This is a genomic window from Streptomyces sp. NPDC001480, from assembly GCF_042894725.1.
Taxonomy (GTDB): Bacteria; Actinomycetota; Actinomycetes; order Streptomycetales; family Streptomycetaceae; genus Streptomyces.
The window spans coordinates 63,387-75,573 of the sequence record NZ_JBIAVX010000013.1 but is presented as its reverse complement, the minus strand read 5'-3'; the positions used below and the strand labels follow the sequence as shown (position 1 = coordinate 75,573).

Below are 12,187 nucleotides of genomic sequence, written 5' to 3'. Positions count from 1 at the left end.
GTCACCACGCCGGTGGATCAGGTCTGCGCCATGTCCACGAACCGCGAGTAGTGGCCCTGGAAGGCGACCGTGATGGTGGCCGTCGGGCCGTTTCGGTGCTTGGCGACGATCAGGTCGGCCTCGCCCGCGCGAGGGGACTCCTTCTCGTAGGCGTCCTCACGGTGCAGCAGGATGACCATGTCGGCATCCTGCTCGATGGACCCCGACTCACGAAGGTCGGAGACCATGGGCTTCTTGTCGGTGCGCTGCTCGGGGCCACGGTTGAGCTGGGAGAGCGCGATGACCGGGATCTCCAGCTCCTTGGCGAGCAGCTTGAGGTTACGGGACATGTCCGAGACCTCCTGCTGACGGCTCTCGGCACGCTTGGAGCCGCCGGACTGCATCAGCTGGAGGTAGTCGATCACGACCAGCCGGATGTCGTTGCGCTGCTTGAGCCGACGGCACTTGGCACGGATCTCCATCATCGACAGGTTCGGGGAGTCGTCGATGAAGAGCGGCGCGGCCGACACATCCGGCATGCGGCGGGCCAGCCGTGTCCAGTCCTCGTCGGTCATCGTGCCCGAGCGCATGTGGTGCAGGGCGACGCGGGCCTCGGCGGACAGCAGACGCATCGCGATCTCGTTGCGGCCCATTTCGAGCGAGAAGATGACGCTCGGCAGGTTGTGCTTGATGGAGGCGGCCCGTGCGAAGTCGAGGGCCAGCGTCGACTTGCCCATGGCGGGACGGGCCGCGATGACGATCATCTGACCTGGGTGCAGACCGTTCGTCAGCGAGTCGAAGTCGGTGAACCCCGTGGGTACGCCCGTCATCTCGCCGCTGCGTGAGCCGATCGCCTCGATCTCGTCGAGGGCGCCTTCCATGATGTCGCCGAGCGGGAGGTAGTCCTCGCTGGTGCGCTGCTCGGTGACGGCGTAGATCTCGGCCTGGGCGCGGTTGACGATCTCGTCGACGTCGTCGTCGGCCGCGTATCCCATCTGCGTGATGCGCGTGCCGGCCTCGACCAGGCGGCGCAGGACCGCGCGTTCATGGACGATCTCGGCGTAGTACTCGGCGTTCGCCGCCGTCGGCACCGTCTGGACGAGGGTGTGCAGATACGCCGCTCCGCCGATCTTGTTGATCTCACCTCGTTTGGTGAGCTCGGCGGCGATGGTGATGGGGTCGGCGGGCTCACCCTTCGCGTAGACGTCGAGGATCGCCTGGTAGATCGTCTCGTGCGCGGGTTTGTAGAAGTCGTGGCCCTTGATGACCTCGACGACGTCGGCGATGGCGTCCTTGGAGAGCAGCATGCCGCCGAGCACGGACTGCTCGGCGTCGAGGTCCTGCGGCGGCACCCGCTCGAAGGAGGAACCGCCGCCGTCCCACGTAGCGCCGTCGCCGCCCCGGTCGTGCTGCTCGTCACGGCCGCGGCCGCCACCGCTGCTCCGGCGGGAGGCGGGCAGACGATCGCTGGGACCGCTGTCGGCCCACGGATCGTCCAAGGGCTCGGAAATGCTCACCGAGCCACCTCCTCCCGTCCGCCCGGGCGGACCTCGCCGTGCCCTCTTTTGTACGGCACGGCACTGACAACTGAGAGGCCCAATTCCGGTTGCACCGCGTCGGTTTTGTGAGGTTTCCGAGGCCGGCGGAAGGAGCGGGCGCCGCACAACGGTAGGCCCCTCGGAGGCGTCAGCCAATCTGGTTATCCACAGGCCATGTGGACGACGGCCCGGATGCTGTGGAGAACTCCCCGAAACCTGTGCACGACGCGGTGGACAGCCCTGTGAACAAGCCCTCGATTCCACCCACGAAGACCTTCTGACCAGCACCTTTCCGATCCACCGGCTGTGCAGAAGAAAAAGTTGCCCAGTCGGACCAAGATCGCCCCAAGAGGGGTGCGCACGCACGAGACGCGCAACCCGAGGTAAGGGGTGCTATGCAGTTGCATCTCTTACCTGTGGACGATTAGATTAGTGCCCATGCCACAGGCTTCCACGATCCCCGGAGCCGGCCCACGACGGCACGACCGCGAGATCGTCGCCTTGGCCGTCCCCGCTTTCGGCGCACTCGTCGCCGAGCCCCTTTTTGTCATGGCCGACAGTGCGATCGTCGGTCATCTCGGCACGTCCCAGCTCGCCGGTCTCGGGGTCGCCTCGGCCCTCCTCACGACGGCCGTGAGCGTCTTCGTCTTCCTCGCCTATGCCACCACGGCGGCCGTCGCCCGACGTGTCGGCGCCGGCGACCTCCAGGCAGCCATCCGCCAGGGCATGGACGGCATCTGGCTCGCGCTGCTGCTGGGGGCCACGGTCATCGCCCTCGTCCTGCCCCTGGCATCCTCCCTGGTCGAGCTCTTCGGTGCCTCGCCGACCGCGGCCCCGTACGCGACGACCTATCTGCGGATCTCCGCCCTGGGCATCCCGGCCATGCTGGCCGTGCTCGCCGCCACCGGTGTCCTGCGCGGACTCCAGGACACCAGGACACCTCTGTACGTGGCCGTCGCGGGCTTCGTGGCCAACGCCGCTCTCAACGTCGGTCTCGTCTACGGCGCCGGTCTCGGCATCGCCGGATCCGCCTGGGGCACGGTGATCGCACAGTGCGGGATGGCTGCGGTGTACCTCACCGTGGTCGTCCGAGGAGCCCGTCGGCACGGAGCGTCCCTGCGGCCCGACGCATCCGGCATCCGGGCCTCCGCCCATGCCGGCGCCCCCCTGCTGATCCGGACACTCTCACTGCGGGCGATCCTCATGATCGCCACAGCCGTCGCGGCCCGCCTCGGCGACGCCGACATCGCGGCCCACCAGATCATCCTGTCCCTGTGGAGCCTGCTTGCCTTCGCCCTCGATGCCATCGCGATCGCCGGGCAGGCCATCATCGGGCGCTATCTCGGCGCGGACGACGCCCGGGGAGCCCGGGATGCCTGTCGCCGGATGGTGCAGTGGGGCGTGGCGGTCGGGGTGATCCTCGGACTGCTGGTGATCGTGACGCGGCCGCTGTTCCTGCCGTTGTTCACCAGCGACGGCGTGGTGAAGGACACCGCGCTGCCCGCACTGCTCATGGTGGCGCTCTCCCAGCCGATCTGCGGAGTGGTCTTCGTCCTCGACGGCGTACTCATGGGTGCGGGGGACGGGCCGTACCTGGCTGGAGCCATGCTGGTGACCCTGGCGGTCTTCGCCCCCGTGGCACTGCTGATCCCCGTCTTCGGGGGCGGACTCACCGCGCTCTGGGCAGCCATGACGCTGATGATGACCGTACGGATGCTGACGCTGTGGCTGCGTACCCGCTCGGGCCGCTGGATCGTCACTGGCGCAACGCGTTGACCGTTTCACGTGAAACCGCCGTTTCACGTGAAACACGACGAAGAAGGGGCCGCACCCAGCAGGTGCGGCCCCTTCTCTCAGCTGTTCAAGCCGAGCGCAACGATCACGCAGCGACGACCTCGAGGTTGACCTTGGCGGCAACCTCGGGGTGCAGACGCACGGACGTCTCGTGGGCGCCCAGCGTCTTGATCGGCGAACCGACCTCGATGCGGCGCTTGTCGACCTCGGGGCCACCGGCAGCCTTGATCGCCGAAGCGATGTCGGCCTGGGTGACGGAACCGAAGAGGCGACCGGCGTCGCCGGCACGCACGGCCAGGCGGACCTTGACGCCCTCGAGCTGGGCCTTCACCTGGTTGGCCTGCTCGATGGTCTGGATCTCGTGGATCTTGCGAGCGCGACGGATCTGCTCGACGTCCTTCTCGCCACCCTTGGTCCAGCGGATAGCGAACTTCCGCGGGATCAGGTAGTTGCGAGCGTAGCCGTCCTTGACGTCGACGACGTCGCCGGCGGCACCGAGGCCGGAGACCTCGTGGGTGAGGATGATCTTCATTAGTCGGTCACCCTTCCCTTAGCGCGCGGTGGACGTGTAGGGCAGCAGCGCCATCTCACGGCTGTTCTTGACGGCCGTGGCGACGTCACGCTGGTGCTGCGTGCAGTTGCCGGTCACGCGGCGGGCACGGATCTTGCCGCGGTCGGAAATGAACTTCCGCAGCATGTTCGTGTCCTTGTAGTCCACGTACGTGACCTTGTCCTTGCAGAAAGCGCAGACCTTCTTCTTCGGCTTGCGCACAGGCGGCTTCGCCATGGTGTTTCTCCTGTGTGATCAAGAAGTTTGGGTACGACCCACCCTTGGCCCGAGGGCCTAGAAGGGGGGCTCGTCCGAGTAGCCGCCACCGCCGCCGGAGCCACCGCCCCAGCCACCGCCGCCGCCCTGCTGGCCACCACCGGCGGGAGCGCCGGTCGCCCACGGGTCGTCGGCGGGAGCGCCGCCGCCCTGCTGGCCGCCACCGGGGCCGCCGCCCCAGCCGCCGCCACCCTGGCCGCCGCCACCGCCGCCGTAACCACCCTGGCCACCGCGGCCGGCGGTCTTGGTGACCTTGGCCGTGGCGTTGCGCAGGCTGGCGCCGACTTCCTCGACGTCCAGTTCGTAGACCGTGCGCTTGACGCCCTCGCGGTCCTCGTAGGACCGCTGCTTCAGCCGGCCCTGCACGATGACGCGCATGCCTCGCTGGAGCGACTCGGCGACGTTCTCCGCCGCCTGACGCCAGACCGAGCAGGTCAGGAAGAGGCTCTCGCCGTCCTTCCACTCGTTCGTCTGGCGGTCGAAGGTGCGGGGAGTGGACGCGACGCGGAACTTCGCGACCGCCGCACCGGACGGGGTGAAGCGCAGCTCGGGGTCATCGACAAGGTTGCCGACGACCGTGATGACGGTCTCGCCTGCCATGGGGGAACCTCTCGGCGGGTTTGCTGCTGGCTGCTTGGTGCTACTCGAATCCCGGGATCAGCTGAGCTGGAGAGCTCAGTGGGTCTCGGGGCGGAGGACCTTGGTCCGGAGGACCGACTCGTTCAGGTTCATCTGGCGGTCGAGCTCCTTCACGACCGCAGGCTCGGCCTGCAGGTCGATGACCGAGTAGATGCCCTCGGGCTTCTTCTTGATCTCGTACGACAGACGACGACGGCCCCAGGTGTCGACCTTCTCCACCTTGCCGTTGCCCTCACGGACGACGGAGAGGAAGTTCTCGATCAGGGGGGCGACAGCGCGCTCCTCCAGATCGGGGTCGAGGATGACCATCACCTCGTAGTGACGCATGTGGAACCCACCTCCTTTGGACTCAGCGGCCACGGTCGTTCCGTGGCAGGAGGGTTGTGATGCGTACGCAACGGTATCGGCCACCACTGACAACGCCACTGGGAAAGATGACGATCAGGCCTGGGCAGACACCGGTGCAGACGGTACACACTACCCGCACACGTGCTTCCGGTTGAAATCCGGCCGGGAAGGCCGCCAGTCTGTACACATCGGGTGTGTACGGCGCTACAGTGCGCCGCCTTCCGCAGGAGGTGCCCCATGGCACAACAGGCATTGCGACCCAACACCGCCGGTTCCCTCTTCGCCACCGACGGCAAGCCCCATCCGCTCCCGGACGCCCTGATGGCGGTGACGCTGGTGCTCGGCCTCACCGCCTTCATCACGGGCTTCTTCGGCAGCCTGCACCTGCTCAGCTCCTGGGCCGGCCTGGTGGGCCTGTTCACCGGCGCGTCCGGACAGTGGGTCTCGGTGACCACGCGGGAGCGGTTCGGTCTGATCGTAGGTCTCGGTGCCTCGGGGGTCGGCTTCATGCTCGGCATGGCGAACGGCGGACTGTTCGGCGGCCTCATCGGCTGAACCACCGGACGCCGTCCGTCCGACCCCTCTCTGAACATCGTGGAACGCCCCGGCGGACCGCAGGCCGGGGCGAAGGTGCCCCATGCCCGGTCGGGGCGCTCGCACGGCGCAGTAGGCTTCGGCGCGAGAGCCGGAGCCCCTGTACCCAGGGGGACACACCAGCCCGAGGAGCGCCCCGAATGAGCCTGACCCTGAGGACCATCAGCCGAGAGCAGCATCTGGCATTCATCCAGAGCCTGCCGTCGGCGAGCCACATGCAGGTCCCGGCCTGGGCTGATGTGAAGGCGGAGTGGCGCTCGGAGAACCTCGGCTGGTTCGACGGGCGGACCGGCGAGCTGGTCGGCGTGGGTCTGGTCCTCTACCGCCAGCTGCCCAAGATCAAGCGCTACCTCGCCTACCTTCCCGAGGGCCCGGTCATCAACTGGTTCGCGCCGAATCTGGACGACTGGATCCAGCCGATGCTGGCCCACCTCAAGCAGCAGGGCGCCTTCTCCGTGAAGATGGGCCCGCCGGTGATCATCCGGCGCTGGGAGGCCAACTCCATCAAGCAGGGCATCCAGGACCCGGACGTGAAGCGCCTGCGCGATGTCGAGGCCGACTTCATCGAGCCCCGTGCCTTCGAGGTGGCCGACAAGCTGCGCCGCATGGGCTGGCAGCAGGGCGAGGACGGCGGCGCCGGCTTCGGCGACGTACAGCCCCGCTACGTCTACCAGGTGCCGCTGGCCAACCGGTCCCTGGAAGAGGTCCACAAGAACTTCAACCAGCTGTGGCGCCGCAACATCAAGAAGGCCGAGAAGGCCGGCGTCGAGGTCGTCCAGGGCGGCTACCAGGACCTCGCCGAATGGCAGCGGCTGTACGAGATCACGGCCGTGCGAGACCACTTCCGGCCCCGCCCGCTGTCGTACTTCCAGCGCATGTGGACGGCCCTCAACACCGAGGACCCCAACCGGATGCGGCTGTACTTCGCCCGCCACAACGGCGTGAACCTCTCCGCCGCGACGATGCTGATCGTCGGCGGACACGTCTGGTACTCCTACGGCGCCTCCGACAACATCGGCCGCGAGGTCCGGCCCTCGAACGCCATGCAGTGGCGGATGCTGCGCGACGCCTACGCGCTCGGCGCCACCGTCTACGACCTGCGCGGCATCTCCGACTCGCTGGACGAGACCGACCACCTCTTCGGCCTGATCCAGTTCAAGGTGGGCACGGGCGGTCAGGCCGCGGAGTACCTCGGCGAGTGGGACTTCCCGCTCAACAAGCTGCTCCACAAGGCGCTCGACATCTACATGTCGCGCCGTTGAGCCGCAGCCGTTTGATTCCATAGCCTTCACACCGTTCACACCCTCTGCCCCACCGCAGCCACCAGAAAGGTCCCAGGTCCGGCCATGGCGCTCACGCTCTACGTCGACACCGCGCGCTGGCGGGCGCACCACAAGCACGTGCAGGAGCAGTTCCCCGGGCTCGTCCCGGTCTGCAAGGGCAACGGCTACGGCTTCGGGCACGAGCGCCTGGCGGAGGAGGCCACGCGACTGGGCTCGGACGTCCTCGCCGTCGGCACGACGTACGAGGCCGCGCGCATCAAGGACTGGTTCGGCGGTGACCTGCTGGTGCTGACGCCGTACCGGCGCGGCGAGGAGCCGGTGCCGCTGCCCGACCGGGTCATCCGGTCGGTGTCGTCGATCGACGGTGTGTACGGGCTCGTGGGTGCCCGCGTGGTCATCGAGGTGATGTCCTCGATGAAGCGGCACGGCATCAGCGAGCAGGACCTGCCGCAGCTCCATTCGGCCATAGAGAACGTCCGGTTGGAGGGCTTCGCCATCCACCTGCCGCTGGACCGCACCGACGGCTCGGACGCCGTCGAGGAGGTCATCGGCTGGATGGACCGGCTGCGCGCGGCCCGGCTGCCGCTGCACACGATGTTCGTCAGCCACCTCAAGGCCGAGGAACTGGCCCGGCTCCAGCAGCAGTTCCCGCAGACCCGGTTCCGCGCCCGGATCGGCACGCGGCTGTGGCTGGGGGACCACGAGGCCACCGAGTACCGCGGGGCAGTCCTGGACGTCACGCGCGTCGCCAAGGGCGACCGCTTCGGCTACCGCCAGCAGAAGGCGGCCTCCGACGGCTTCCTCGTGGTCGTGGCGGGCGGTACCTCGCACGGGGTGGGCCTGGAGGCCCCGAAGGCCCTGCACGGCGTCATGCCGCGCGCCAAGGGCGTGGCCAGGGCCGGCCTGGCCACGGTCAACCGGAATCTTGCTCCGTTCGTCTGGGGCGGCAAGCAGCGCTGGTTCGCGGAGCCGCCGCACATGCAGGTGTCGATCCTGTTCGTCCCGGCGGATGCGCCCGAGCCCAAGGTGGGCGACGAGCTGGTGGCCCACCTGCGGCACACCACCACGCAGTTCGACCGGCTCGTCGACCGCTGATCCGGCCGGCAGCAGAAAGGCCGTACACGGGTCCTCCCGGACCACTGTGTACGGCCTTTTTCCATGCCCCGCCTCCGGCGTGTTCGCTCAGGGCGAACCGTCGCCGGGGGAATCCGGTCCTCGGCTGCCCCACTCCACCTGAGGTCCGTACGCCGGCTCGAGGTGCCCGGCGTGCCGCGGCGGGTGGGCCGCCGGGCCGAGGACGAAGACGTCCTCGGCGCCGTCGAGCACCCCGCCCGAGGGATCGTCGTCTCCGGACCGGCGCACCACGTCGCGCTCCGGCATGAGGATGTCCCGCACCACGACGGCGCACAGATACAGCGTGCCCAGCAGGTGCATGGCGATCGCCCACTGGTAGCCATGGGTCGGCAGCCCCTTGTGGGCGTCTCCGCTGGTCGTGTACGCGAGGTACATCCAGATGCCCAGGAAGTAGGCGACCTCGCACGCCTGCCAGACCAGGAAGTCCCGCCACTTCGGCCGGGCGAGCACGGCCAGTGGGACCAGCCACAGGACGTACTGCGGCGAGTAGACCTTGTTGGTGACGATGAACGCGGCCACCATCAGGAAGGCCAGCTGTGCGAAGCGCGGCCGGCGAGGGGCCGTGAAGGTCAGCACCGCGATACCCACGAACGACAGCGCCACCAGCAGCGTGGCGAAGAAGTTGACCGTGTCGGTGGTGGGTGGGTTGCTGGAGTTCTGGGCCCAGATCAGCCAGAAGGAGCCGAAGTCGACGCCGCGGTCATGGCTGAAGGTGTAGAACTTCGACCAGCCGTCGAAGGCGAAGACCATCACCGGCAGGTTCACGGCCAGCCAGGCGACCGCCGCGCCCCCCACTGCCGTGAAGTACTCCCGCCACTTGCCGGCCCGCCAGCACAGCAGGAGCAGTGGGCCGAGGAGGAAGACGGGATAGAGCTTGGCGGCCGTGGCGAGCCCCAGCAGGACGCCGAAGGCGACGGTGCGGCCCCGGGCCCACATCAGCATCGCCGCGGCGGTCAGAGCCACCGCCAGCAGGTCCCAGTTGATGGTGGCGGTCAGCGCGAACGCGGGCGCCAGGGCGACCAGCAGGCCGTCCCAGGGGCGTCGGGAGTGGGTCCGGGTGACGCAGACGGCGATGACGGCCGCGCACACCATCAGCATTCCGGCGTTGGCGAACCAGTACCACTGTTCCTGGTGCTGGATGCTGCCGCTGTGAGGCGTGAGCCAGGAGGCCACCTCCATGAACACACCGGTCAGGACCGGGTATTCGAGGTACTGCATGTCGCCCTGGAGCTTGTCGAAGTACGGCACCAGTCCGTCGGAGAAGCCGCGCCCCTGGTAGAGGTGCGGGATGTCCGAGTAGCACGCGTGCGTGTACTGCGAGCTGGCGCCGAAGAACCAGCCGCTGTTGTAGCAGGGCGCCTTCTGGACCAGACCGAGGGCGAACATGCCGATCGCCACGAGCGCCACGATCCGCACGGGGGTCCACCAGGACGTCCCGAGCAGGGCGCGCCGCCCGATCGGGCCGCCTATCAGCTCACTGCCGGCCGCGGCGACCTCGTCCTCCCTGGTCGGCCGCACCTGCTCCGCTGGGACGGATCGCACCGGCTCGGGCTCGTGCACGCTCGCGGGCGTCGTTTCTGCACTGGGCATGGGGCACATCCTGCCGTACCTGTCTAGGAATACGCCGAGGGCCGCCGCACCTGGTGGGTGCGGCGGCCCATGTTTCACGTGAAACACCCTTGGCGGGCGAAATGACCGCCAACCGGTCGGATGCCTGGTCTAACCGCCGTTCGCGCCGGCGAAGAGGCCTCCGTTGCCGTTACCTCTGGTGTTGCCGTTGCCGTTGCCAGTGGTGTCGGTGGGTGTCGGCGATTCGGTGATGCCTCCGTCCGTGTTGCCCGCGTCGGTGCCGCCGTCGTTCTGGCAGTTGCCCCAGCCGAACTGGCAGGTGTCGGTCGGCGAGGGCGACTCCGTGGTGGGCGTGTCACTGGGCGTGGGGCTCGGGGACTGGGTCGGGGTCTCGCTCGGCTGCGTGGGCGTGAACGTCGGGGTCGGGGAGGGAGCGCCCGCCTCGTCGTCGACCTCGCCGATCTTCTGGGCGTCCTCGAAGCCGGGGTCCGACTTGCCCTTGAGCGCGACCTTCATGTACTCGGTCCACACGGAGGTCGGGATGTCACCACCATGGATGGATGGCACGCCTGCCGTCCCGTTCATGGACAGCAGCGTGTGGTTCTTGGGGTTCTCCCGGAACATCGCCACTGAGGTGGACAGCTGCCGGGTGTAGCCGACGAACCAGGCCGACTTGTTGCTGTCGGTAGTACCGGTCTTGCCCGCCGCCGTACGGCCCAGGGCCTTGGCGTTCTGACCCGTACCGTTCTGGATGACGTTCTCCAGCGTGTCCGTGACGTTGTTCGCCACGTTCGCGTCCATGGCCTGGCTGCTCTTCGGCTTGGAGAAGCCGGGCTGTTCCTCTCCGTTGTACTTGACCTGCGTCACCGAGTACGGGTCCGTGTGCTTGCCGGAGGCGGCGAAGGTCGAGTAGGCGTCGGCCATGCGGATCGCGCTCGGGGTCGAGGTGCCGATGGCGAAGGACGGGTTGAGGTCGGCGAATCCCTTCTGGATGCCGGACGCCCTGGCGACGTCCTTCACCTTCGTCATACCCACGTCCATGCCGAGCTGGACGAACGGCGTGTTGATGGACTGCTCCATCGCCTTGCGCAGAGTGATGTAGCCCCAGGCGTGGTCGCTCTCGTTGCGCTGGTAGAAGACCGAGCCGTCCGGCTTCAGGACGGGACTGCCGTCCTGGTTCATGACCTTGAGCTTGTCGTTGCCGTTGTACTTGCTCATCGGCGAGAGACCCGTGGGCGCGGTCTTGTACGTGCCGTACTCCATCGCCGCGGCCAGCACGAACGGCTTCCACGTCGAGCCGACGGGGACACCGGACGTGTCCGCGTTGTTCGTGAAGTGGCCGTTCTCGTATCCCGCGCCGCCGTACAGCGCGACGATCGCGCCGTCATTGGGTACCACCGACGCCGCGCCGAACTGGACGTACTTGTCCAGCTCCCGCTTCTTGGGGTCGAGGCGGTCCTTCTGGATCTTCTTCACGGCCGCGGTCAGAGCGGCGACCTTGTCCTTGTCGAAGGTCGTGTAGACCTGGTAGCCGCCCTTGTCGAACTGCGCTTCCGTGATGTTGGAGTGCGCCAGGACGTACTTCTTCGCCGTATCCGCCAGGTAGCTGATCTGCCCGGTCATGCCCTTGATCGCCTTGCGGCCCTGGGGCGTGGGGTACTTCTTGATCGCCGTCTGGTACTGGTCGTCAGTGAGGTGCTTGTCCTTGTGCATCTCGCCGAGGATCCAGCTCCAGCGGTCCTTGGAACGCTTGGTGTTGGCGTCCTGGGTCGCCGACTTGTCGAGGTCCGTGGCTCCGGCCGGGTCGTAGTACGTCGGGCCCTTGAGCAGGGCCGCGAGGACGGCGCATTCGCTCGGCGTGAGCTTGACCGCGTCCTTGCCGTAGTACGTCTGGGCGGCGGCCTGGATGCCGTAGGCGCCACGACCGTAGTAGGAGGTGTTCAGGTAGCCCTGGAGGATCTGCGGCTTCTTGAGCTTCGTCCCCACCTTGATGGAGATGAACATCTCCTTGAACTTCCGGGAGATCGACTGTTCCTGGGACAGATACGTGTTCTTGACGAACTGCTGGGTGATCGTCGAACCACCCTGCGTCTGACCGCCCCGCGCCATGTTGGCCAGGGCGCGCGCGATGCCCATGGGGTCGACACCGGAGTCCGAGTAGAAGCTCTTGTTCTCCGCCGAGATCACCGCCCACTGCATGGCCTCGGGGATCTGCGCGATAGGGATGTTCTGCCGGTTCGCCCCCGTACCGGTGGCCACCATCTGCTTGCCGTTGGACCAGTAGTAGACGTTGTTCTGCGACTGGGCCGCGACGTTCTCGTCGGGGATCTGGACCATCGCGTAGGCGATGCCGAACACGGCGACCAGGCTGCCGACGAACCCGATGAACAGCCCGGAGACGAGCCTCCAGGACGGCATCCAGCGCTGCCACCCGTACTTGCCCGCGCGCGGGTAGTCGACGAAGCGCTTCCTGGCGGGCTCGA

11 protein-coding genes are annotated in these 12,187 nt (G+C 67.7%); 4 read left to right on the top strand and 7 right to left on the bottom strand.

The genetic code is table 11. The annotated features are described in order from the left end of the window. Positions 1-17: 17 nt before the first annotated feature. Positions 18-1,496 carry a replicative DNA helicase gene (gene dnaB, locus ACFY01_RS30430; protein ID WP_390738962.1) on the bottom strand — a complete coding sequence of 493 codons (1,479 nt, stop codon included), beginning with the start codon at positions 1,494-1,496 and terminating at the stop codon, positions 18-20. A gap of 459 nt (positions 1,497-1,955) precedes the next feature. On the opposite strand from dnaB, the gene ACFY01_RS30425 reads away from it, so the two are divergent. After that, positions 1,956-3,293 carry an MATE family efflux transporter gene (locus ACFY01_RS30425; protein ID WP_390738961.1) on the top strand — a complete coding sequence of 446 codons (1,338 nt, stop codon included), beginning with the start codon at positions 1,956-1,958 and terminating at the stop codon, positions 3,291-3,293. A gap of 103 nt (positions 3,294-3,396) precedes the next feature. Here the strand turns inward: ACFY01_RS30425 and rplI are convergent, their stop codons facing one another. The 4 genes from rplI to rpsF form a co-directional block, all read right to left on the bottom strand. Beyond that, positions 3,397-3,843: a 50S ribosomal protein L9 gene (gene rplI, locus ACFY01_RS30420; RefSeq protein WP_361441995.1), complete on the bottom strand. Its 447-nt coding sequence runs from the start codon at positions 3,841-3,843 to the stop codon at positions 3,397-3,399. Between the two features lie 18 nt (positions 3,844-3,861). Continuing rightward, complete coding sequence (gene rpsR, locus ACFY01_RS30415; RefSeq protein ID WP_003949403.1) at positions 3,862-4,098, bottom strand: 30S ribosomal protein S18; 237 nt, start codon at positions 4,096-4,098, stop codon at positions 3,862-3,864. 57 nt (positions 4,099-4,155) lie between these two features. Continuing rightward, positions 4,156-4,737 carry a single-stranded DNA-binding protein gene (locus ACFY01_RS30410; RefSeq protein ID WP_390738960.1) on the bottom strand — a complete coding sequence of 194 codons (582 nt, stop codon included), beginning with the start codon at positions 4,735-4,737 and terminating at the stop codon, positions 4,156-4,158. Between the two features lie 75 nt (positions 4,738-4,812). Beyond that, positions 4,813-5,103 (bottom strand): 30S ribosomal protein S6, encoded by a 291-nt coding sequence (rpsF, locus tag ACFY01_RS30405; RefSeq protein ID WP_005482942.1) that lies wholly within the window; start codon positions 5,101-5,103, stop codon positions 4,813-4,815. Between the two features lie 258 nt (positions 5,104-5,361). Here rpsF and ACFY01_RS30400 point away from each other — a divergent pair, with 258 nt between their 5' ends. The 3 genes from ACFY01_RS30400 (at position 5,362) to ACFY01_RS30390 (ending at position 8,096) form a co-directional block, all read left to right on the top strand. Further along, the gene (locus tag ACFY01_RS30400; RefSeq protein WP_390738959.1) at positions 5,362-5,679 is read left to right on the top strand and encodes a hypothetical protein; all 318 of its coding nucleotides are present in this window, start codon (positions 5,362-5,364) and stop codon (positions 5,677-5,679) included. 179 nt (positions 5,680-5,858) lie between these two features. Further along, positions 5,859-6,980 carry a peptidoglycan bridge formation glycyltransferase FemX gene (gene femX, locus ACFY01_RS30395; protein ID WP_132855186.1) on the top strand — a complete coding sequence of 374 codons (1,122 nt, stop codon included), beginning with the start codon at positions 5,859-5,861 and terminating at the stop codon, positions 6,978-6,980. Between the two features lie 84 nt (positions 6,981-7,064). Continuing rightward, positions 7,065-8,096 (top strand): alanine racemase, encoded by a 1,032-nt coding sequence (locus ACFY01_RS30390; RefSeq protein ID WP_390738958.1) that lies wholly within the window; start codon positions 7,065-7,067, stop codon positions 8,094-8,096. A gap of 87 nt (positions 8,097-8,183) precedes the next feature. Here the strand turns inward: ACFY01_RS30390 and ACFY01_RS30385 are convergent, their stop codons facing one another. Next, positions 8,184-9,725, bottom strand: a complete 1,542-nt coding sequence (locus ACFY01_RS30385; RefSeq protein WP_390738957.1) for a glycosyltransferase family 87 protein — start codon at positions 9,723-9,725, stop codon at positions 8,184-8,186. A 129-nt stretch (positions 9,726-9,854) separates the two neighbouring features. Beyond that, positions 9,855-12,122 carry a transglycosylase domain-containing protein gene (locus tag ACFY01_RS30380; RefSeq protein WP_390739111.1) on the bottom strand — a complete coding sequence of 756 codons (2,268 nt, stop codon included), beginning with the start codon at positions 12,120-12,122 and terminating at the stop codon, positions 9,855-9,857. Positions 12,123-12,187 lie beyond the last annotated feature (65 nt).